A 21,500-nucleotide genomic window follows, 5' to 3' on the forward strand; every position below is an offset into this window, starting at 1 on the left:
GTAATACAGTTTTCCACAATAAAAATTGTACCATAAATATTCGATTTGAATAACTAATTTTTATCAAATTACTTTTTTTATATTATTTTTTTCGACATAATGGAACTTCTCATTATTCAAAATTAGGGGCTGCTAGCCAATTTATAGGGCTAAGAGCATGTAGTTATTTTACCCCGAATATGAGTACAAAATTAAAATCGAATAAGTAACTGTCAAAGTTAACTCTTAGTAAGCTTGGCTCTCCTATAAATTAGCTTCTATATAAAGTTAGCTTCTATAAAAATTACCTCTAAAAAAATACATTCCACGTCTTTCTTGTTTTCCCTTCCATGATTACATAAATAATCCAAGAATAATCAACAATATTAGTTTTCATCAAGAATTCTTTAGTATTTAAAAGTATGCTGTGGAATGCCCCCGAAAAGGAGAATGAAATGGGATCTGTAATTGAAGTCTCGAAACTGAACAAGAAGTATAATAATACAAGGGCAGACTAATCAGAAATTACGGGTTAGCCTGCCCTTTGTTGATCCAGTCATAAGGAGTCTTGTTCTCAAGGAATTTAGAATAAATGGTTATTAATTGTTAGCGCCTTGAGGCAATGGCACTGGCCTAAAACTAGTCGAAAGTTCACAGGGGATGATTAGAGGTGTATTTACCCCAACCAGATTACCATTTTCAAAACTAAACGTTTGCTGAAAAATCTCCGTGGATTTATACGAAGGATTTGAATTACCTCCAAATACAAAGTTCCCCAGACTATAAACGATGCTTTTTCCTTGATATACTTCGAGTGGTTGAAGAACATGAGGGTGATGCCCAAGAACTAAACTTGCCCCTTGCTCAACTGCCAGCCGTCCAAGTTCACGTTGCTCTGATGTTGGTGTGCTTATGTTTTCCGTACCCCAGTGGAAACTTACTACTATTAAAGTTGTCTGATCTTTAAGTGATTGTATTTTATTTGCTAAATCAAACTCAAGATTGATTAAGTTAACTCCTTCTTCCAATTTACCTAAAGTGTTAACCCCTATCAACCCTATCTTTGTCTCATTTTTTTCGTAAATGGCCACTTTATCATAACCAAAACTTTTTATTCCCGTCTTGTCTAGTGCCGTTACAGTGTCCCTAAATCCTTGATCTAAATAATCCATACTATGGTTATTTGCTAAGTCAACCGCTTCTATGCTGCCATCTTTTAATATAGCGGTATAGGATGGATTTCCCTTAAAGAAAAATGCTTTATCACCTTGGAAACGTTTATCAGGTTTCTCAGTTGCTTCTGTCAATGTTCCTTCTAAATTAGCAATCGTTAAATCATCCTCACTCAGTATTTTCTTTACGTCCGAAAAAAAATACCCTGCTCCCTTTTGTTTGAAATACTGATTAAAGCTCCCTGGATATAGGAACCTGTCATCCTGACCAAGAGTAACATCGCCAATGGCACTCAAAGTTATCTCATGTCTTTCATTTTTCGGCGGTTCTGATGGGGATGTTATCTTAGCTGTTTCGGTCGGCTCATAGACATTCGTATCATCGAAATGCCACCACTCCGTTGCCAAGGGTTTAAACCCATGCTTGACCATGATTTTTCCCAAGTATTTAGCGTTAGCGTTCGCATTGGTCCTTGCTGCTGCGGTTGTGAAGTTATCAAAGTCCGTAGGCATCTTAATTTCATTTCCTGCAAGGTCTACTAGAGATAGGTCAATGGCTGATCCCCGCGAGTGGTTGGAATACCCTCTATAAGGATTGGCGACATAACGAGAATCGGGTACAAGTTTCCACATTTTAAACTGGGCTTGAGGAATACGATACGCATCCCAAACTTTGAGGCGGAATCCTTTCTTTGCAACTTCATCAGCAACTTTTTTAAGTTTCTCAGCAGTCCCACTGCGCAGAAGAGCTTGCGAACTCTCATAAAGCTTCGTGTGCGTAAAATTATCCGTCGTCGCATATTTCATGTCCAACATCACAGAAGGAATAATTTGCTGAATCTCAACAAAATCAGTTTTCTTGCTTGTTTGTGTATCTGCCCGAGCTTGGTTTGTCAGTCCAAAAATGAAGGTTAAGGTTATTAGGATAGTCAGGAATCGGTTGAACACAAAAGACCACCTCCAGATTAAATGTGGCTTCTGAGACGACTGGTACCTGTGTGTAACTAAAAACCAAATTAAAACTGACTCATCGACTATATTTTCAAAAAGCAAACAAAACACATAATTAAAGTCCCCTAAAAGATGATACATTATCTTGTTATTGCATAGGTAAAATAAAGGCCAGATTGATATTTTAAACATTTCTAACAAGTTTTGATTTGATGTAAATAACACAATCTGAATATATGAATAATTATTGAGCTTGATTGAAATTTTCTTTGGAAAAATTTGAACCTCCTGATATGATTACACGTAGAAAGATAATCATATCAGGAGGCGAAAGTTATGAAACGTTTAAGGGTTCTCCTTTTAATTCTTGTTGTTACCTTAACAACAATCGGCTGCACTAAAACACCCCAATCAGCCCCCATCGATCAGAAGCCTCCCCAGACTGAAATAAGGCAGACGACTCCCCCACCCGAGGAACCCTCAACACAGACTGCTCAGGAAGTCCAGGTCAAAATCTTTCTTATTGCTTTAGACGATAAGGGAAAAAGCGGCCAAGACATCGGCACCGGTGATAGCCTAGTACCTGTAGTAAGAACAATTCCAACTCCTAACGCACCTTTAATGGGCGCCTTTGATGAACTATTAGCACTAAAAGAACCTTACTATGGACAATCCGGCTTATATAACGCTTTATATCGATCCGATTTAAAGTTGGTTAAGTCTATGATTACTAATGGAAAAGCCGAGATTTATCTCTCCGGTTCACTGACTTTAGGAGGAATCATGGATAATCCCAGAGTTGAAAACCAACTCAACGCGACTGCTCTTCAGTTTTCTACTGTCCACGAGGTACAAATTTATTTAAATGACAAGACCTTAAAGGATGCTCTTTCACTAAAGTAAATGTCTAATGAGGGCAGCGAGACCATTAATATTGGTCTCGACTGCCATTCCCATTTTTTACAGAACCTTTAGAGGTATTTGCAGCGATCCGTTCCTATATTACTTGGGTTTCCCCCAAGGACAGGCTGAAATACAAACCCCGCAGATGGGTTTGCCAATTTCAGGCCGTTTGGCAAAATCTTCATTCACTTTTTCCACACAGCGCGAGAAATAAAGGGCATCCTCCCTCGTTTGAGGATGGTCTTCCCATGAACCCCCTTTAATAGCAGCTGCTGGACAGGCATCATGGCATCTTTGACATGTACCGCATCGATTAGCCAACATAGAATCAGGCTCAAGAGGTGCATTGGTTAGTAAAGTAGCTAAGCGTACGCGTGGGCCATACTTTGGTGTTACAAGCAAAAGACTTTTCCCCTGCCAACCGAGACCAGCAGCTTTTGCTGTCGCTTTATGTGAGATATGCCCCATCCAGTTACCCTTATCTACAATTTGAGAAGCAGGGACAGCAAGAGCGCGGAAACCTGCGCGCATGATCTCTCTTTGTAGACGTAGGTTAATATCATCTAAAAGGATATTCGCAGCTAGATAATGATGAAGGTAAAGTGGAGTTGGTTCAGTGGCAATTTGTTCAAAAACATCTGGAGAAATGGCCACAGCAATCACGACTGCATGAGTGTAAGACTCCATAAGATCTTGAGGTACCGTAGGTAGCCCCTCAACGCGCTGCAAATCTGCAATGCCGACCAAATCTGCCCCGAATTCAATGGCTTTTCGTTTAATCTCTAAAGTACTAACCACAATATCACACTCCAATTAATATTTCTCAGATTTTAAATAGGCACGTTTTCCTGGTAATGAACGTACTTTGATAAATCCCATTGACCGATGTTTGTAATTACATAATAATCAAGCACCCGGGAAATATATCTTTAGCATTATATTGCAGAGGAGATTGATAAAAAAATGGACCGAGTCGAAGGCATAATAATGAGCAAAGATGATTTTCTCAATAACGTCCCGTACACTAAGGAACCCTATGAGGGAATTCTAGTCAGCGCAGACACTGGGCATAATCAGTACAAGATTGCTGTGCAGTTAAGTGAAAACCAAGTATTGCTAGTAGATCAAGTAAATGATAAGGAAGTTCTAGAAAAATTACGAGAATGGGTGCCCCGTGTCAATGAAATTCAGATGCAATATGGTGTGAATAATGATCCAGGAAACTATTCGTAGTGTAGTTTCTATAGTAAACAGGCACTGCTCAGAAGCGATTAAGCCCTTTAGACCATACGTACGACGATCTTATGTAACACGTCGGTTGTATAACCTAAGTAAACCTCTGCATCTTTAATATGGTGGTAAACTTCTCGATATTTCAAAGCACGCATCGGATCTGAACCATTAAATAATGCCACCATACCTGCTCGATATTCATCTTCTATCGTTAACTGGACCTTGCGAATTTTCCCTATTTGTATCTGAGACTTGCGTGGATCTTCTTTTAAGAGATGGATTGCTTCAGTTAGCTGATCTGTTCCTACTTGTAATTGTTGAACCATGTTTTGAATTATTGAATCTTCAACCACTCCGAAAGCTTCCATTTCAGTTAGTGTCGATTTCGCATACTCTACAATCCTATCCATTTCAACGGAAAGAGAATAGATATCCTGTCGATCAAACGGAGTGGCAAAGGCTTCGATTAGATTATCTTCCATAGTAAACCGACATTGATCAGCTGCGTCCGCTTCGCGTAACAAATTCCGGTAATCTTCTTCTGATCGACTATTAAGCCAATGACTTAAATATCCTACCACATTGCTAGATGCTTCTGCCTGATCTGCTATCATCTTATAAAAATCTCGTTTTACAGGAAACAATCTCTCCCAAAAATTAGATCTAGCCATGATTTCTACCTCTCCCCTGTCTACGATTTACCCCACAATACGCATCAAGTAAAAAACCATTGCTGCAACGATTGCTGAAGCTGGTATTGTAATACACCAAGCAATAATTATTTCTTTACCGATCTTCCAGTTAACCATTCGAAATTCATCTGCTCCACCAACTCCTGCAACGCTCCCTACCACAACATGAGTAGTGGAAACAGGTGCCCCAAGGGTTGTCGCTAAAACAATACAGCCACCCGAAGAAAGCTGAGAATTCAAACTATGAATTGGACGAATCGTGTAGATACCTCTCCCAATGGTTTTCATAATAGGCCAACCACCAAGCAACGTACCAGCAAACATGACTGCGCCGGCAAAACCTTTAATCCAGATGAGCCCAGCCTGACCACCTGAATAACTTGCTGACGCTAAAGCTAGTGCTATAATCCCAACCGTCTTTTGAGTATCATTAGCACCATGACTATAAGCTAATAACCCGGCCATTAGCCATTGTATCTTTTTGATCCAATTGTTGATTGAGAAGTTAGCATTTCGCAAAACAAGGTTTGATATTAACTGAAGAATAAACGCAGCGATGAATCCTAGAGCAGGAGACAATATTAAAGCTGCAACGATTTTTGTTACTCCCAGTAATTGATGACTTGGGCCAATCAGCTCACTCCATCCCCACAAAATATAATCCGAACCACGAGCAACCCAAACCGCCCCCACTAATCCACCAACCAAAGCATGAGTAGAACTTGATGGGAAACCAAATTTCCAAGTAATTAGGTTCCACACGACGGCTCCAATCATAGCTGCTAATAATACTTTAAGTAAGGATGCTTCCGTAGGTATTGTTACAATTCCTGAGACAGTATTTGCTACAGCGCTACCACTTGTCAATGCACCGAAGAAACCACAGATTGCCGCCAAAGAAATCGCATGAATCGGGTTTACAGCCCCACAGGAAATAAACGTTGCCACAACAGAACTAGCATCATGAAGACCATTAGTTAACGTAAAAATAAGCGTAGCAAAAATAACAATAGCTAGAATCAGTACCGTAGAAATTGTCATTTTCCCCTCCTACAAGCTAATTTATTCTCTTATGTAATATTTTGGTCAAGTATTCTTCTTATTTTACTTCATCCTATAAGGAATATAAAGCCGTATGTATTTTCTTTGTATTGAAACTTTAAAAATCACATTTCTATTTAATAAATTTACTTAGCTGTTCAGTGCACAATAGTTGTAATATAAATAATAGTTTGGTAGAGTCTTATTTAGAAAGGAACGTTTGGTATTATGTAAAATTGAAAGGTTATGTTGTTAGTGTTGGATATTGCGATAACAGGTGGTTTAGTATTGGATGGAACAGGTAACCCACCCAGTCAAACTAATGTTGGCATCAAGGATGGGATAATTGTAGAGATAGGTAAAAGTCTGTCAACTGAAGCTGGGCTCATCATTGATGCCACTCACCAAATGGTTACTCCGGGATTTATTGATGTGCATAGTCATTGTGACTTGGTACCGTTTATGTCTGGTTCAATCCGTGAAAGTAGGATTCGACAAGGAGTTACCACGGAATTGGTTGGTCAATGTGGTCTCGGGTCGGCTCCGTATAAGGAAGCTATGCAAGACTGGCGAAACTACCTAACTCCAATCTTAGGAAATAGGCCACAAAATTGGAATTGGCCTGATTTTTCAACGTTTATGAGCGACTTAAATATACAAAGGATGCCAAACAACTCTGCCGTATTAATCGGTCATGGAGCTGTTAGGGCCCACGTTTTAGGGCTAAAAAACATCTACCCTTCCACAAAAGAACTCACAACCATGAGTAGGATCGTGGAAGAAGCTATGTCACATGGCGCATTAGGAATTTCCTATGGTTTAGCTTACCTGCCAGGAATGTTTGCCCCAAAACAAGAACTTATAGCGCTCAGCTCGGTAGTGGCGGCTCATAATGGTATTATGATGATTCATATTCGCAGCCACTCTCGCCAAGTTCGTGAAGCAATGACCGAAGCCCTAGCCATAGCAAAAGAGTCTGGGGTTAAACTGCAAATTTCCCACATGCGTTCTTACGGAAATCTAACGTTTGGTATCACTGCTCAAGAATTAATTGAGATGGTAGAACAAGCAAAGTTTGAAGGTGTCGATGTAACTTTCGATGAACACCCATATCAAGCTGGCAGTACACTTTTATCTCAAATTCTACCTCCTTGGGCTAAAGAAGGCGGTAGTCCAGAAATCGTTCGTAGACTAAAAGATCCACAACTGCGGGCAAGGTTAAAGAAAGAATTAACTGATCAAGGACCCGATTATCCTGGTTGGGATAACTTTGTTGGTATGGTTGGATGGTCTAATATTATGATCAGTTCGACATTTAAGCAACAAAATAAATGGGCAGAAGGTCAGTCAGCAGTTCAGCTAGTCCCCAGAACATGCTTAGCGCCAACAGAACTCGATGCTAAAATCATTGATCAAATAGCCGAACTATTGATTAGCGAGGATTGTCGGTGTTCCATGGTCATGCACAACCTTTTTGCCGAAGAAGATATTGTTGCTTTGATCAAACACCCATTATGTCAAATAGGGTCGGATGGAATTCCTACTGGGAAATCTCATCCTCGTTTATATGGCACCTACCCTAAGTTTTTGGGTGAATATGTCCGGGATAAAAAGCTAATGACTTGGGCGGAAGGTATTAAAAGAATAACTGGCGACCCAGCCCGTAGGTTGAACCTAATTAATAAAGGCTTTATTAAAACGGGGTATTGTGCCGATCTAGTAGTCTTTGATCCGGAAAAAATTAATGCACCTGAAGACTATACCAAGTCTTTCAATTTACCTATAGGAGTTAATTTTACTTTAGTTAACGGCCATGTCGCTGTGTCAAATGGAGAAATTCTTACTACAGAAGCCGGGAAATTAATCTATCATACTATTTAAATACGATAAAAAGTTGGCATAATTCTCGTTTTACCAAATTGATTTTCCAGTTAGTATGTCCTAATATATTATATTAGGCACATGTACAACATGCTGAAGGATGTAACAACTTGACATTGAATTACGAAAGGAGCGCAAAACCTATGTTTGCTACAGTAAATGCAGATTGTATCGGGTGCGGTGCCTGTGAAACGATATGTCCTCAAGTTTCAGGATGAATAGCTATGAAATTGCCGAAGCCTACTTAAATCCGGTTCCTCTTGATGCCGAAGATTGCACTAAAGTAGCAGCAAAAAGTTGCCCTGTAGCAGCAATTATTTGGGAATAACGGTTATTACATTAATGGAGGTGGAAAATTGAATATAGCAATTACGACAGATGGTGAAAGTCTGGATAGTCCAGTGTCTGAAAAATTCGAACGATGCTTATACATGTTAATTGTTAATATGAATGATTTGAGCATTACTGCTATAAACAAAGACCAACTAATTGGGACAGCCCTCGAAGAAAGTCTCGCTCTCAAAGTTTTAGAGTATGATTGTGAAGCCATAATTACCGGAAATATTAATCAAACGGCATTCAATATACTTGCAGATGCTTATGTAACCAGATATTTTGGGGCGGGACATTCCGCAAAGGACGCTCTTGAACTATCTGAAAAACAATTATTAAAATTGATTAAAGAAGATTGTACTAGCCACCATCAATAAATTAATATTTAATTAAAAAAGAAGACCATCGGTCTTCTTTTTTAATTATCGAGTCCAATAATTAATACCGTAAGAACATTGAATATCACTTTTAATACAAAACAGAGTTCTAAATCTAGGTAGGCAACGGCTTGGGAATTTGGTAAACTATTGAAAAACAGGAAGAGGTGGTCCCGATGCCGGACGAAAAAATTATGGCTCTTCCCCAGGAACTCTTACTCATTGGTGCGGCAGTGAAAACAGGAATGGTCGAGGCTTTGCGACAAGACACTACTTGCGCTGGTCTGGCTGAAAAATTAAACCTTAACGCCCGAGCCGTTTGGATGGTTGTTGAAGCTTTGGCCGCTCTTGGTTATGTGAGCAAGCAAGGGGAAGTAGTAACTCTATCAGAAGAGGCGCGAAAAATGATCTTTGACCCTACAGCGCCCAATTATTTAGGATTTGCATTCATGCACCGCTATAATATTATCCGTTCCTGGGCCCATTTACCTGAGGTTCTGGCCAGTGGACAACTAGCATCCAGAGACCAGGACCCTGAAAACACTCGCTATTTTATGGAGGGCATGCGTCATGGCGCCGAAAAACATGCTCCGGTCATCGCAGATTTTCTGCTTAAGGACACCGTCAGTGGGACACGGGTTCTGGATATCGGCGGTGGCCCACTGATATACGGTAGTGCCTTTATTGCCCGAGGGGCTAAAGTGACTGTGCAGGATCTGCCTCCAGTGGTGCAATTAATGCAGGAGAAAGCAGAAAAGGTCGGTATCACAATGATCTCGGGTGACTTTAATCAGGGGTTAGCACCCGGGCCCTTCGATCTGGCTTATCTCGGGAATATTTGTCATATTTTTGGCGAGACAGAAAACCGAGAACTGTTCAAAAAGGTAAGCCAAGTAGTAGTTACCGGCGGACGTATCGCTATAGTTGACATGGTACGTGGTACGAATCCCTTTGCAGCTGTTTTTGGAGTGAACATGCTGATCAATACCACCAACGGCGGCACCTGGACCTTAGAGCAATATACCACTTGGCTGTCTGACGCTGGCTTTGGAGATGTGAAATTCAACGAAGTTGCGGGCTTGCAAATCATAACCGCGGTGCTGTAACATGAAAAACAACGGTCGGTTTATAAACTGACCGTTGTTTTTCACATCACCCATTCGTTTTTGAGAAAATCTCTTCCTTTTACATTTACCTTATCAGCAAAAACTTCTACATATAAGCCCTCGCTTTTATTAGGGACTAGGGTGTATTTCATATCAAGAGTCCGGCATGTGGAAGAATCATTGTACTGCGTAAAAACATCTTGGATAACCGATGCTTCGCTACCCAACTCCAAATGTAAATGACCGGAAAATTTTATGACCTCGGGATACTGTTTAAGAATATCATTCAATTCTTCATGCTGTATTACAAAGTGATTTTTGTTATTTGAAGTACCTAAAGCTGGTTGATGCAGAAAGATAAAGATCGGCTTACCAGGAACATAGTTTTCTCGTAGTTTTTCTTGTAACCAGTTTAGCTGCTCAGAGGAAAGATAGGCTGTATCACCAATACTTTTATTAGACATAGCCGATTTTTCAGAACCAAGAAAGATTAAATGATACCCTTTAATATAGGTGTCAGTGTACACTTTGTCACGTTGTGTAAATTGGAGAAAACGTTCGATTGCCATCATATCAGTTTCTCCGTTAGGGAATGTTTCTGGACTCCATGAATTGGTATTTGGATTATGATAGGCCTTATAAAATTCATGGTTGCCAATAGTAAAATATAATGGAATAGTTGTCCCGCTGCCGCTTAACTCACTTTGTAGTATTTTTCTTAATGTTACATAATCTGCAGGTATTCCATTCCCCAAGTCGCCATTAATTACTTGAGCCCTGCGGTCATTGTTCCGGACATGGATATCACTAATCACAGCAAACCGAAATATAGAAGAATTCATCCCTGCCGAAGTAATAGGAGCAGCAAAATTGAATTTAACACTATAAAAACCTGCCGCTGCTCCAATAAATGCTTTTAAGAATTGTCTTCTTGTTATCATTTTATAAAACCTCATTATTCGACAAATTCCAACATTTATTCTTATTATATCTTTGATTTCAGAATTCGTATATAGTTCAGACTTTGACAAGTTTTGGTATCGGTCAATTAAACAGTTATCATCAATGTGCATTTTACACAATATTGTATGCATGCTACTCAATTTAGACACAAAAAAGGAACCCTCGCGAGTTCCTCGTAAATGTACTTATTCTTATTAATGGGCTCTCACCTTTTGGCTAGATAAAGCCGATGAATCTCATTATTGTCAATTTCCAAAACTGATCGGAAGTGTTTCTAACCCGCTGCCATTTGACAGGGTTTGTTTTGTTTTCGTTCCAGACAAGTCCCATGTAACATCCTTCAAGACATCTAGAGGGTACCTCAGACGTAGAAAAACGTAAGTAAAGGTTTAGAAAACACTCTTTCTAACCCCATTTACTTACAGTCCCCTAGAAGCTTACTTATTGTTTATATCCCGTTCTTTCTTAATTAAATCAGATTAAAATAGAGATTTATGCAAACCACTGTGAGGTGCCGGCAGTACCATTTGATCTACTAAAAATCCACTAGCCTTAATGGCCTCACTACCTGCCTGAACAGCGGCATTCACCGCCCCTACATCACCAGTCATAGTCACCATAGATTTACCGCCCATTCCTCTCGCCAAACGAACTTCAATTAATTCAACGCTTGAGGCTTTAACGGCTGTATCGGCAGCCACAATGGCTGAAGCGACTGAATAACTTTCAATAACCCCTAAGGACTTTATCTCATGGATCGTAGTACAGCCTGTCAAAGCGGAAAAAACGCTGGCATGCAAATTAGGAAGTATAAATTCATCCACTACATTGTCTGTACCAGCAGCTGCTTGACCACTTTTTACCGAACTTTGTACTGCTCCGACATCCCCCGCTACCATAACGACATATTTCCCGGGACACATTGGCTGAGCCATGATTATTTCCACATTAGCCGCTTTGAGCATGGCATCTGCTGCCAAAATTCCTTTGGTCATGTTTTTTAGTTCCAGTAAGCCTATAGCTCTCTTCATGGTCGTTGTCACCCCCTGCTGCTTTATACCTTTCTAATGCCAATACAATGATTGTCCACCATAACGATCTGTCCCGAAATACTGGCATGCAAATTGACGCCTAGGCTTGCTCTCTCAGGAATAACTGCGATTAAATCTCCTTTTGTGACGTTATCTCCTACCTTCACAACAGGTAGCGCTGGTGCTCCTATGTGTTGAGATAGAGGCAGCTTTACTTCACGCACCGGGACCTCTTGGTCACTAAGAGGCGCTTTGACATCATAGGCGGAAATCCCCAAACGAGCAATTAGTCGTTTTGTGGGAATCAGATGATATTCACGATTTGTTCGTACCTGCTGTGGTTTAGCGTGATGGGGATTTTTTATCCCTTGCTTAGATAACTGCTTTTTTATTTCAGCATTAACTCTGCGAGGGGATAACCCCATCGTACAACCATACGTATCACAAGCGCCGCATTCTGAGCAGAGAAAGGCTCGTGAATAGATTTCTGATTCACCAATCTGCCCTTTGCCAATCGCCTGCATGACACGATGGGGCTCTAGACTATGCCCGAGCAGATTCCGAGGACAAGCTTCTGTACAAGCCAAGCAATTACAACACACGGCTTTGGCTCTATTAACAATCATCTGCCAAGGTGTATTTTTATTTGTCACTAAGGACTGATCTAATGGCAAGACAAGGATACCGCCTGTCGTCTTGGTGACTGGCGAATTGGGGTCAATCACTTTTCCCATCATGGGTCCACCGTCAATGACGGCATAAGGCTCCACCACAGCTCCTCCTGCTATATTGATCAATTCCTGAACCTTGATGCCAATAGGCACTTTGAGGGTTACCGGTTTCTTAACAGCACCGCCAATCGTAACGTATTTGTCAGTAACCGCCTTACCTTCCAGAGCATTGGCAACATTCACCAAGGTTTGTACATTCGAAACAACCACGCCCACCTGAAGTGGAATGCCACCTTCCGGCACAATTTTACCAGTCACTTCATGAACAAGCACTTGTTCATCGCCGGCTGGATAAATGTCAGGTAGAAAAAATAATTGAATTGAAGTTTCGCCCATTTCTTTGATATCTCTTTGCAGATTGCTCACTGCTTCCTCATATTTACGCTTCAATCCAATATAGCCTTGACGCGCTCCCGTCGCCAACATGACAGTCTTCAATCCTAAGATAAGTTTCGTACTTAGCTTAGCCATTAACTGCTGGTCTGCCCTCAATAATGGTTCACATTCTGCACCATTGGCAATCACTATCTCAACACTGGCATTTATCTTGACATGCGTGGGAAAGCCTGCCCCTCCTGCTCCCACCACGCCTGCAGCCTTTACTGCAGCAACAATCTCGTCACGCATCTTTTCGCCTCCCTACCTATCCGGTTTCTCAAATCTAAATGATGGAAAACGAATCAACTAGAACGCAACGCCTTTGGCGGGTAAAGCTTCGAGCAGTTGTCAAACCTTCTCCTGTTGGTCCGGCAATGGTAAAGGTACAAAACCCTTCTCCACCTACGCCAATTCCGGCATAAGAAGGAGCGTTCTTCACAAAGATTGTTGTTTCAATGGCCTTGGCAAACCGGGTCATATTATCAACGTTTTTAGAATGCATCATCGCTGTGTGACGATTACCATGCTCTACTTTCACAGCCAATTCAATTGCTGCGTCGATATCTTTGACCTGTACCACCGGGAGAATAGGCATCATTAGTTCTTCAATAACAAAGGGGTGATCGGCCGGAGTTTCGCAGAGAATCACCTTAATTGTATCCGGCACATCCAGACCAATCTGAGTTAAGATATATTTAGCGTCTTTGCCGACAAAGTCTTTATTGATACCATATCTTTTTATCGGTTTTGCCGTACAGCCTTCTGCCATTTTCTCTTCAGTTGCAGTCATGACAACGTCCAACATCTGATCAATCTTTGAACCAGAAATCAAATACGCTCCGTACTTCTGCATATTACTGATCAGTCTATCAGCAATGCATCCTACCGCGATAACTTCTTTTTCGGCGATACAAGGTAAATTATTATCAAAGGAGCAACCTGCAATAATATCCCGAGCTGCTTTTTCAATATCCGCCGTCTCGTCCACAATGACTGGGGGATTCCCTGCTCCAGCGCCAATAGCTTTCTTACCAGAAGATAATACAGCTTTAACAACCCCAGGACCACCCGTTGCTACCAGCAAATTAATTCCCGCGTGTTTCATCATCGCATTTGCTGCACTAATAGAAGGATCAGCTACAGAAGTCAATAAATTCATAGGGCCGCCAGCCTTGACAATGGCTTCATTGAGCAAGGTTATCGTTTTAATGGAAGTATTTTTTGCTGTGGGATGGGGACTGAAAAATACCGCATTACCCGCAGCGATCATACCAATTCCATTACAGATGATCGTTGCAACAGGATTAGTCGTTGGTGTTATGGCCCCAATAACGCCATAAGGCCCCATTTCTACTAAAGTGAGCCCAGAGTCACCACTCCAAGCCTCGGTGCGTAAGTCTTCTGTTCCAGGAGTTTTAACAGCAACAAGCTTATGCTTGATGATCTTATCTTCTACCCTACCCATCCCTGACTCTTTTACGGCCATCTCGGCCAGCATTGTGGCATTCTCCAGAGCAACATTCCGCATGGCCTTTATCAGTTCTTCCCGTTTCTCAAGTGACAAAGTTCTTAACTCTTGATAGGCAATCCGAGCTGCAGCCACGGCTTCATCCACCGTAGTAAAAATACCATTACAATCCTGACAAGCGGAAACCGTCCGATTCTGCATCTTAGCTAAAATTTCCGAGGTTATTTTCCTAATCAACGCTTGATCAACGCTCATATATACTCCTCCTTGTACCAACCACTACTGATTAAATACCCAAACCAGCTCTAGCAACCAGCATATCTTCCTCAACCGAACCGCCACTAACTCCCAATCCACCGATGACATTGCCGTTCTCCACAATTGGGAAACCGCCACCAAAAACAATGAATCTTCCACCATTAGCGGTATTAAGGCCACACAATGGCTGCCCAGGACGCACCACTTCAGCAACTTGATCGGTAGGCATTTTCAAGGCAACGGCAGTATAAGCTTTATCCAGAGCTAGGGAAATACTGGCCAATAGAGCTCCATCCATTCGATGATGCGCTACCAGATTCCCCCCTATATCAACTACAGCGATTACCATAGGCACCCCAATCTCCTGGGCTTTTTGTTCCGCTATGGCGATCATTCTTTTGGCTTCAACTAACATAGTGCGTTGATCCTCCATTATAGTCTTTAATTTTCCGGCCTCTAAGGTCGCCATTACTTTACTTGTAACAGTAGCCACAATCTCCTCTTGTTCAATATAACGGGCCAGAACAAAGAGCAAGTCCGAAAGGCGATTTAAATATAGTGAAACAGGTACCGTTACTTCCCCCGTTCTTTTTAGTCGAACAACACAGCGTTCTGCTCGACGCGCCATTGTTCGGGCTAAATCCAGGGCAGCACTTGCTGTGGAAACCCCGGGCGTTACAAAACCTCTTTGCGGAATACGTCTTTGTTCTATGCAATCAATCAGGGATTCTAACCTTGTAACATGTTCCTGGGTTATGCGATAATCAATAGTAAACAGAGAATCCGTTGCCAGATCTGCATTTAAAGAAATCAATTCTACCTGAACTTGATGAAGGATATCAATAACCCAGGATGTTTTGATAAGGGACTTTGCCAGGCCCATGGCTGAATTCACCTCATCAACTGTGCCATAGGCCTCTACCCGCGCATCATCCTTGAAAACCCGTTGTTTGCTCAACAGGCTTGTTTGTCCTTGATCACCAGTTTTGGTATAAACTTTCATAACATTACTCCTCGAGTAACCATTTTGAAAAATACGGTTTAACGACACAATCTCTATACTATAATCTCTATACCATAATCTCGAGCGACATCCCGGGCCAAGGGAGTGATAATCGTTCCTGGCGAAACCGTAATACTCTTCAGACCACTTTCTGCAGCAACTTTTATAGCTGCAGCGTCCAGGACACTCTTTTTTGCTGCCGGGACACTTAAGAAGGTATTTAGCTTACGATTTAATATTTTTTGGCTTCCCTCTGCTAAGTCCTCTACTTGAACGAGCTGAATTCCGTACCCTTCAACTTTACGCAAATTCTCGCGCAAGGCTTGCAAGAGTCCCGGAGGGCATTTCCCCATATTCCCCTTTACCCGCCAGCTATCCTGAGGATCAGCTGCATTTATGGCCGCTATAACGGGCTTGCCTAGCATTAAGGCTTGCATTATCAAAGTCGAAACGAGAGAATCAGACAACGTATAAGCCAACTTGGCAGCCGTGTTTTGGGTAAGCACCGGGACGAGGACGATATCGACCTCCCGTAATAACTTACCTGGATAAGAAGACTGGGTAGTTATCACGTTTGTGTCACTACCCAAGTAGTCTCTAATTCGCTTGATCCCCACAATTTCTTTAGCAGCCGCTGAAAGAACCACAGTTAGCTCAATATTTAGGGCCTGTAGTTTCTGCAGCTCTCCCAGACTTTGCTCAAGTCCAATGGTTCCCCCTGTATATATGGCCAAAGCTTGCTGGCGGCGGGGAATAGCTTTAGCCTGAGTTACCGTAGACACCTGTCCTAATTGGCGCATTACTTCAGCCGTCACTAATTGCACCAATTTTTCATTATCCATGCTACACCCCCTCACCCTGTGGCAACCTTACTTGATCGCCATTTTTCAGTCCAACGGCGTTAGCTTCATCGGTATCGATATGAAACTCCAAGCAAAAGCTGGGATGTACGCGTACCAAAACATTCTTAAAAAGGCATCCTCGCGGACCGTCAACCTCAGCCGTAACACGATCTCCATCGGAAACACCAAACCGTTGGGCGTCAACATTACTCATGTGAATATGCCTAGCTGCACAAATCACGCCTTCACTTAGGGTAATAGCGCCTGCGGTACCAACAACAATAAGACCAGCCGACCCAACAATCTGACCCGAATCACGCAAGGGCGGCAAAATTCCTAAACTAAACCCGTCAGTATGGGAGATTTCTACTTGAGTAATCTTGCGAGCCGGTCCTAACACCCTAACACCTTGAATCACGCCCTTGGGTCCTATGAGAGTGACCGTTTCGGCAGCAGCAAATTCGCCCACTTGTTTTAACTCTTTCTTCGGGGTCAAAGTATGACCTTTACCAAACAATACTTCAACATGATAGGCAGAGAGGTGGATATGGCGATTGGATATACCTACCGGGATACCCAATATTTCCTCACCAGCCGCTTCTGGATTTGACCCAAGTGTTAACACTTGGGTCACAATTTGCTCAATCATAGTCCTATCCATCATTGTCCTGACCATTATCTCACCTCATTCTGCCGCTAGTTTTAAATCATTAAAATCAGCTTAGACTTAAATACCTTCAACCTTAGGAAGAATCTTTTCAATATCCGTATGAGGACGTGGAATAACATGGACAGAAACTAGTTCCCCAACTTTTTGGGCAGCCGCCGCACCGGTATCCGTGGCTGCCTTCACTGCACCGACATCTCCTCTTACCAAAACAGTTACTAATCCGGAACCAATTTTTTCATAGCCAACTAAGATAACATTTGCTGCTTTAACCATAGCATCAGCAGCTTCAATGGCAGCGATTAATCCTTTAGTTTCGACCATTCCCAGTGCTTCTCCGCGCATATCTATTCAGCCTCCTCATTATTTTTTCCATAGTGAATACAATTGACCTTGGGATCACCTTTTTTGCGGTGACAGGCTGGATCGTGACAAAAATTGCAAAGTTCCGCCGGAGTTTTAACCTGCTGAGCACCAATAGCAACTACAGAGAACTCATTATTCCCACTATCCAACTCAATGGAAGCCAAATCCTTCTCCATTTCCTCTTGCAATTCTTGACTTGGCAGGAGCGGGCCTTCAGGTTCTTCAGGAATTTCAGCCTCAATATTTGTTACTGGCTGACGATCAATTACATATTCCGCTGCAACTGCCCCCAACTGAAGGTCAGTCTCCATTTCTGTAACTACCTGAGCTTTTTCCTTGGGTATTTCCTGAACCTTAGCGGTCAAAACACAAGACAGCTGTTGATGAGGCCGTGGTATAACATGGGTAGCTACTACCTTACTAACCTTTCCGGCAGCTAGACTTCCGGCTTCAACAGCCATTTTTATAGCTCCAACGTTGCCACTGAATCTGACAAGCACCATTCCCCCACCGTTCGTCAGTTCATAACCCATAAACTCAATATTGGCTGCTTTAAGGGCTGCATCGGCTGCTTCAAGGGCCGCAACCAAACCTACTGTTTCAATTAGACCTAACGCTTTTCCGACCATGTTTCACCTCCTCATGGCCTTGGTCCAGTCTCTCGAAGAACTTTCTGAACGATACCATAAATTAAGTCATACAGTGCCTTTGAATCCATCTGCTGCTGAACTAGTTCTTCTGTCGGCTGTACTTTAAAAGGAATGCCTTTCACTAAACGAGCCGCATTATAACCAAAATAACGCCATTGTGCGGAAGTTCCCGGAACATTTAGGGCAAAGAGAGGGTGCTCAGCGGGCAACTTATGATAATGAATACATAAACTTTCAGCCCCGATTCCTAATCCTACCCCCAGTTTTGATGCTATGGCCCCTTGGTAAGCCAGAGCAACTGCATCAAATTCCTCGGCTTGCACTACAAGACAGGGTATGCCTTCTTCTTCCATGCCCGCTTGTACTTCTCTGATTTTCTTTTCCCAGCCAAAGTGCGGGGAAACACAAATCAGAACACAAGGTTTATTTGAGCCTTTTTCTGGCAGCATACTGTTCACGCCTCTCCGCCAAGATAGGATAGCACTAATCCGGTAGCTACAGCATTTCGTGGACCTTCCGAGCCCCGAATGTTACCCCTTCCGCAGACGATTCCATACTCTGCTAAGGCATCGGTGACCATATCCGCTACTTCAAAATCCAAGGCTGAGCCTCCCACCAAAACGACGAAATCAATGTGACGAATATTACCAGTAGGGGCCACTCGCGCCAGAGACCGCAACGAATTAATGACAAAGACCCGTTTCTTAGACTCTCGTCGCACATGTCGAACCTTATCCAAAGGATGATTCGTAGGAATAGGAACCATTTCTCCATCTTTTAGGATTACCACGCGAGAAAAAACCTCAGGCGGCAGATGATGCTCATAAAACTGGACTGTTCCATCCTCTAACCTGATATGAAATAAACTTTCGACCTTAGCCAAGGGGTATTTTTTGATATCTTCTGCCAAATTAAAGTCATTAAGTCCCAATTCGGAATTAATAAGCATCGTGACCATATCGCCTGCTCCAGCCAAATGGATCGACAAGACCTGTTCATCCCTAGTGATAATGGCTGCATCCGTCGATCCACCACCCATATCAAGAATGGCTAACGGTTTAGCCGTCCCCGGAGTCGTAAACGCCCCGTGGATTGCCATCCCGGCTTCAACACCAGCAATCACAACTCGAAGGCCCAGACTTTGCATTAACTGATCCGCAATTTGCTGCATCGGCAGACGGCTTGTTTTAACCATCGCCGCCAACGCCACTGCATTCTCTAGTGCGAATTCCCCGGCTAAACCACCTTGGACTTTTTTGGGTATAAACGTGTCGACAGCCAGCACATCTTGGATTTTCATTTCTCCGAGCGGTTGAGCTGTAAGCTCACTCATCACTTGGCGAACTCTTTCCAGCATCCCACTAACATTCGTTCCAGCTTCCCCTTGGACATCCAAAACAGGCTGTACACGTTCTACTGTTTCCATTATTTTGGCGGCACCGGCATCAACTTCAATATTAGCCTTACCTCTTTGGCCAAAGACCGTGATAAATCCAGCTGAAATAGTCCGTGCCTTGACATCTCCTTCAGGGGTACGAACAACGACTGCCGATCGATTACCAATTAGAGCCCGCGCAATAGGAACCACCATCTTGGTCTCCTCAGCAGATAAGTTAAACACAGTGGCAATCCCGTAAGGATTGGATAAGGTCGTAATCGTTTGCCCTGCCTCAGCGACTTCCACTGCTGCCAGCATTCCCAAAGGGACCTTATCAATAAGGGTCACTTCGTCCACGACGGGTATAATCCGATGGAGTCGGTTCGTAATCAGCACTGCGTCATCTTGCTTAACGATAACTCCTTGAACATCAATCCCTCGAGCCATTGCTTCATTAAGCACCTTAGCTGCATCCTCAAAATCTATGCCCGAGGGAATAACGCAGAGGACCTTTTCTCCTGTATGAAAAGAAACTAGTTGGCTTAGTAACACCGTCGTGCCAACCCCTAAGCCCACTCCGCCGGGAGTCGATGGATTGTGACCAATCATTGTTGATTCGGTAATAATGGTTTCGGTGATCGTTTCCATTGCCAAATCGCCAATTACCGGTGTTGCTTCATTGAGCCGTATTTCATCTAGATCAGTCAATTTAAGCCCAGATTCTTTCAATGCTTCCTCTAAAGCAATGACAATCCCCGGTACATTAGCTACTGTACCTTTGATCCCAGTGGTCTTAATAATACTGCTTGTCAAAAAGTTAATTATTTTTCCGGAATCAATGCTTGCTAAGCAGACTTCTGTCGTGGAATTGCCAATATCCACACCCGCAACGATTGTCATGAAAATCCCACCTACTCTGCTCTGAGACGTTTCCGACGTTCGTAAACCCCTGCCGCTTCTCGAACATAAGCGGCACTTAGAGTTGCGTTATATTTCGTTTCCATTTCTTCAGCAATCAGAAATAATTCCTCTTTAGTCGATCGATAAGGACGAAGAGCATTGTACATTTCCAAGATCCGGTTGTCAGGAATTGCCGTTAATTCCGCTGCCCTACGCAAATTGTTGGCCAGCTGAGTTCTCCCAACTCCATCCGCGATTTCAGCTTGCATGCGCAGGGTTTCGGGCGCAATACTCACATCTTTGGGTGAAACTTCACCGTTGATCACATTCTCCAACGTAATATCAGAAAGCTTTTTCCCCGTCGGAGTTTTCAATAATTCCGGTCGTTTAGCTGCTAAAGGGTAATCATGGTCTGGAGTCAATCCTTGAACGGCAGCCTTAGAAGGCGCCTGGCTAGTTTGGGGAGCTTGAGTCATAGACTTTAAAACTTCACGTACCATATCTTCGATCAATTTTTCTTGAGACATTTAAGGTCACCTCCACCTAATTAAATTTAACGTCAATTCCGACTGCTTTAGCACTAGGAACCACGTGTTCCGTTTCTTTAATATGAAGCACTGCCGCTTTTGCCTGAAACTTAGGTCTGGCCATCTGATCATTCTTCGTTGGTACTGGCGTTGGGGATTCACCTTTAGCATACTTAGCAGCATTACTGCCTATTGCCCGATACGCAGCTAAATCAAGTAAGGGAGATTGAGAGAAAAGTTCGAGATTACTCAAAGGTGGCAATCCTTTTTGGTGAATTACCGTCGTACCTCTGGACTGGATACCAATAGTAATTCCTGAACCGCTCAGTTTAGTAGCGTCATGAGCCACAAACGCTACATCAGAAGTACGTAATACCCTGATCACTCTGGCCTGTAACCCCTGTTCCTCAATACCAGCAATCATTTCCCGTAGTACATCGCTGTGTGGAACATTGACGATGGTTTTATTTTGATATTTGCCAAAAGCTGGAGCTAAAGCAATCACTACTTCATCCGCTCTCGTTCCCGAAACCGCTTCACCTTTTTCCACCAAAGTCATCGGGTGCCCAGTAGCCACAGGTATAGTACGTTTGGGTTGTTCAGTTCCTTGTATCCCCTGCATAACTTGCTCAACAATTTCACGAAGCATTTGCGCGTTAATATCCATCAC

Annotated in this window: 22 protein-coding genes and 1 pseudogene; 6 read left to right on the top strand and 17 right to left on the bottom strand. The window is 42.7% G+C overall.

Features of this window, described 5'->3' with window-relative positions; all coding sequences use genetic code 11:
* Positions 1–578: 578 nt before the first annotated feature.
* On the bottom strand, positions 579–2,099 hold the full coding sequence (locus tag DOT_RS26795; RefSeq protein WP_009624778.1) for a CapA family protein: 1,521 nt from the start codon (positions 2,097–2,099) through the stop codon (positions 579–581).
* Positions 2,100–2,438: 339 nt separating this feature from the next.
* On the opposite strand from DOT_RS26795, the gene DOT_RS28090 reads away from it, so the two are divergent.
* Positions 2,439–3,005 (top strand): GerMN domain-containing protein, encoded by a 567-nt coding sequence (locus tag DOT_RS28090; RefSeq protein ID WP_009624779.1) that lies wholly within the window; start codon positions 2,439–2,441, stop codon positions 3,003–3,005.
* Positions 3,006–3,104: 99 nt separating this feature from the next.
* Here the strand turns inward: DOT_RS28090 and DOT_RS26805 are convergent, their stop codons facing one another.
* A complete protein-coding gene (locus DOT_RS26805) occupies positions 3,105–3,803 on the bottom strand; it encodes a 4Fe-4S double cluster binding domain-containing protein (RefSeq protein WP_040413553.1) in 699 nt (232 codons plus the stop codon).
* Positions 3,804–3,968: 165 nt separating this feature from the next.
* Here DOT_RS26805 and DOT_RS26810 point away from each other — a divergent pair, with 165 nt between their 5' ends.
* Positions 3,969–4,238: a hypothetical protein gene (locus DOT_RS26810; RefSeq protein ID WP_009624781.1), complete on the top strand. Its 270-nt coding sequence runs from the start codon at positions 3,969–3,971 to the stop codon at positions 4,236–4,238.
* A gap of 47 nt (positions 4,239–4,285) precedes the next feature.
* Here DOT_RS26810 and DOT_RS26815 read toward each other — a convergent pair whose 3' ends face one another.
* Positions 4,286–4,909, bottom strand: coding sequence for a DUF47 family protein (locus tag DOT_RS26815; protein WP_009624782.1), 624 nt, complete (start codon positions 4,907–4,909; stop codon positions 4,286–4,288).
* 27 nt (positions 4,910–4,936) lie between these two features.
* Positions 4,937–5,971: an inorganic phosphate transporter gene (locus DOT_RS26820; RefSeq protein ID WP_009624783.1), complete on the bottom strand. Its 1,035-nt coding sequence runs from the start codon at positions 5,969–5,971 to the stop codon at positions 4,937–4,939.
* 246 nt (positions 5,972–6,217) lie between these two features.
* On the opposite strand from DOT_RS26820, the gene DOT_RS26825 reads away from it, so the two are divergent.
* The 4 genes and pseudogenes from DOT_RS26825 (at position 6,218) to DOT_RS26835 (ending at position 9,668) form a co-directional block, all read left to right on the top strand.
* The gene (locus DOT_RS26825; protein WP_083824309.1) at positions 6,218–7,852 is read left to right on the top strand and encodes a D-aminoacylase; all 1,635 of its coding nucleotides are present in this window, start codon (positions 6,218–6,220) and stop codon (positions 7,850–7,852) included.
* 143 nt (positions 7,853–7,995) lie between these two features.
* Positions 7,996–8,180: pseudogene (locus DOT_RS29230) on the top strand (ferredoxin).
* A gap of 28 nt (positions 8,181–8,208) precedes the next feature.
* On the top strand, positions 8,209–8,562 hold the full coding sequence (locus DOT_RS26830) for a NifB/NifX family molybdenum-iron cluster-binding protein (RefSeq protein ID WP_009624786.1): 354 nt from the start codon (positions 8,209–8,211) through the stop codon (positions 8,560–8,562).
* Positions 8,563–8,738: 176 nt separating this feature from the next.
* Positions 8,739–9,668, top strand: a complete 930-nt coding sequence (locus DOT_RS26835; RefSeq protein WP_009624787.1) for a methyltransferase — start codon at positions 8,739–8,741, stop codon at positions 9,666–9,668.
* Between the two features lie 41 nt (positions 9,669–9,709).
* On the opposite strand, the gene DOT_RS26840 is transcribed toward DOT_RS26835, so the two are convergent.
* The 13 genes from DOT_RS26840 to DOT_RS26900 form a co-directional block, all read right to left on the bottom strand.
* Positions 9,710–10,699 carry a metallophosphoesterase gene (locus tag DOT_RS26840; protein ID WP_157998528.1) on the bottom strand — a complete coding sequence of 330 codons (990 nt, stop codon included), beginning with the start codon at positions 10,697–10,699 and terminating at the stop codon, positions 9,710–9,712.
* Between the two features lie 411 nt (positions 10,700–11,110).
* Positions 11,111–11,662: a BMC domain-containing protein gene (locus tag DOT_RS26845; RefSeq protein WP_009624790.1), complete on the bottom strand. Its 552-nt coding sequence runs from the start codon at positions 11,660–11,662 to the stop codon at positions 11,111–11,113.
* Positions 11,663–11,685: 23 nt separating this feature from the next.
* Positions 11,686–13,020: a 4Fe-4S dicluster domain-containing protein gene (locus tag DOT_RS26850; protein WP_009624791.1), complete on the bottom strand. Its 1,335-nt coding sequence runs from the start codon at positions 13,018–13,020 to the stop codon at positions 11,686–11,688.
* Between the two features lie 34 nt (positions 13,021–13,054).
* Positions 13,055–14,494 carry an aldehyde dehydrogenase family protein gene (locus DOT_RS26855; protein ID WP_009624792.1) on the bottom strand — a complete coding sequence of 480 codons (1,440 nt, stop codon included), beginning with the start codon at positions 14,492–14,494 and terminating at the stop codon, positions 13,055–13,057.
* A 31-nt stretch (positions 14,495–14,525) separates the two neighbouring features.
* Positions 14,526–15,500, bottom strand: coding sequence for a cob(I)yrinic acid a,c-diamide adenosyltransferase (locus DOT_RS26860; RefSeq protein ID WP_009624793.1), 975 nt, complete (start codon positions 15,498–15,500; stop codon positions 14,526–14,528).
* A gap of 53 nt (positions 15,501–15,553) precedes the next feature.
* The gene (locus DOT_RS26865; protein ID WP_009624794.1) at positions 15,554–16,342 is read right to left on the bottom strand and encodes a flavoprotein; all 789 of its coding nucleotides are present in this window, start codon (positions 16,340–16,342) and stop codon (positions 15,554–15,556) included.
* Between the two features lies 1 nt (position 16,343).
* Positions 16,344–17,018, bottom strand: coding sequence for a phosphate propanoyltransferase (locus DOT_RS26870; protein WP_009624795.1), 675 nt, complete (start codon positions 17,016–17,018; stop codon positions 16,344–16,346).
* Between the two features lie 51 nt (positions 17,019–17,069).
* Positions 17,070–17,354 (bottom strand): ethanolamine utilization microcompartment protein EutM, encoded by a 285-nt coding sequence (gene eutM, locus DOT_RS26875; protein WP_009624796.1) that lies wholly within the window; start codon positions 17,352–17,354, stop codon positions 17,070–17,072.
* A 2-nt stretch (positions 17,355–17,356) separates the two neighbouring features.
* Positions 17,357–18,004 carry a BMC domain-containing protein gene (locus tag DOT_RS32590; protein ID WP_009624797.1) on the bottom strand — a complete coding sequence of 216 codons (648 nt, stop codon included), beginning with the start codon at positions 18,002–18,004 and terminating at the stop codon, positions 17,357–17,359.
* An 11-nt stretch (positions 18,005–18,015) separates the two neighbouring features.
* The gene (locus DOT_RS26885; RefSeq protein ID WP_009624798.1) at positions 18,016–18,474 is read right to left on the bottom strand and encodes a glycerol dehydratase reactivase beta/small subunit family protein; all 459 of its coding nucleotides are present in this window, start codon (positions 18,472–18,474) and stop codon (positions 18,016–18,018) included.
* A 5-nt stretch (positions 18,475–18,479) separates the two neighbouring features.
* Entirely contained in the window at positions 18,480–20,303 is a 1,824-nt protein-coding gene (locus DOT_RS26890) for a diol dehydratase reactivase subunit alpha (protein WP_009624799.1), read from the bottom strand.
* Positions 20,304–20,314: 11 nt separating this feature from the next.
* The gene (locus DOT_RS26895; protein ID WP_009624800.1) at positions 20,315–20,830 is read right to left on the bottom strand and encodes a diol dehydratase small subunit; all 516 of its coding nucleotides are present in this window, start codon (positions 20,828–20,830) and stop codon (positions 20,315–20,317) included.
* Positions 20,831–20,846: 16 nt separating this feature from the next.
* Positions 20,847–21,497 (bottom strand): propanediol/glycerol family dehydratase medium subunit, encoded by a 651-nt coding sequence (locus DOT_RS26900; RefSeq protein WP_009624801.1) that lies wholly within the window; start codon positions 21,495–21,497, stop codon positions 20,847–20,849.
* Positions 21,498–21,500: the final 3 nt, after the last annotated feature.

Source organism: Desulfosporosinus sp. OT, from assembly GCF_000224515.1.
Lineage (GTDB): Bacteria > Bacillota > Desulfitobacteriia > Desulfitobacteriales > Desulfitobacteriaceae > Desulfosporosinus.

Bases quoted from the DNA above. Each gene is read 5' to 3' on its own strand.
- DOT_RS28090 (WP_009624779.1), top strand. From the start codon at position 2,439: ATGAAACGTTTAAGGGTTCTCCTTTTAATTCTTGTTGTTACCTTAACA.
- DOT_RS26810 (WP_009624781.1), top strand. From the start codon at position 3,969: ATGGACCGAGTCGAAGGCATAATAATGAGCAAAGATGATTTTCTCAAT.
- DOT_RS26815 (WP_009624782.1), bottom strand. From the start codon at position 4,909: ATGGCTAGATCTAATTTTTGGGAGAGATTGTTTCCTGTAAAACGAGAT.
- DOT_RS26820 (WP_009624783.1), bottom strand. From the start codon at position 5,971: ATGACAATTTCTACGGTACTGATTCTAGCTATTGTTATTTTTGCTACG.
- DOT_RS26825 (WP_083824309.1), top strand. From the start codon at position 6,218: ATGTTGTTAGTGTTGGATATTGCGATAACAGGTGGTTTAGTATTGGAT.
- DOT_RS26835 (WP_009624787.1), top strand. From the start codon at position 8,739: ATGCCGGACGAAAAAATTATGGCTCTTCCCCAGGAACTCTTACTCATT.
- DOT_RS26845 (WP_009624790.1), bottom strand. From the start codon at position 11,662: ATGAAGAGAGCTATAGGCTTACTGGAACTAAAAAACATGACCAAAGGA.
- DOT_RS26850 (WP_009624791.1), bottom strand. From the start codon at position 13,020: ATGCGTGACGAGATTGTTGCTGCAGTAAAGGCTGCAGGCGTGGTGGGA.
- DOT_RS26855 (WP_009624792.1), bottom strand. From the start codon at position 14,494: ATGAGCGTTGATCAAGCGTTGATTAGGAAAATAACCTCGGAAATTTTA.
- DOT_RS26860 (WP_009624793.1), bottom strand. From the start codon at position 15,500: ATGAAAGTTTATACCAAAACTGGTGATCAAGGACAAACAAGCCTGTTG.
- DOT_RS26865 (WP_009624794.1), bottom strand. From the start codon at position 16,342: ATGGATAATGAAAAATTGGTGCAATTAGTGACGGCTGAAGTAATGCGC.
- DOT_RS26870 (WP_009624795.1), bottom strand. From the start codon at position 17,018: ATGGTCAGGACAATGATGGATAGGACTATGATTGAGCAAATTGTGACC.
- eutM (WP_009624796.1), bottom strand. From the start codon at position 17,354: ATGCGCGGAGAAGCACTGGGAATGGTCGAAACTAAAGGATTAATCGCT.
- DOT_RS32590 (WP_009624797.1), bottom strand. From the start codon at position 18,004: ATGGTCGGAAAAGCGTTAGGTCTAATTGAAACAGTAGGTTTGGTTGCG.
- DOT_RS26885 (WP_009624798.1), bottom strand. From the start codon at position 18,474: ATGCTGCCAGAAAAAGGCTCAAATAAACCTTGTGTTCTGATTTGTGTT.
- DOT_RS26890 (WP_009624799.1), bottom strand. From the start codon at position 20,303: ATGACAATCGTTGCGGGTGTGGATATTGGCAATTCCACGACAGAAGTC.
- DOT_RS26895 (WP_009624800.1), bottom strand. From the start codon at position 20,830: ATGTCTCAAGAAAAATTGATCGAAGATATGGTACGTGAAGTTTTAAAG.
- DOT_RS26900 (WP_009624801.1), bottom strand. From the start codon at position 21,497: ATGGATATTAACGCGCAAATGCTTCGTGAAATTGTTGAGCAAGTTATG.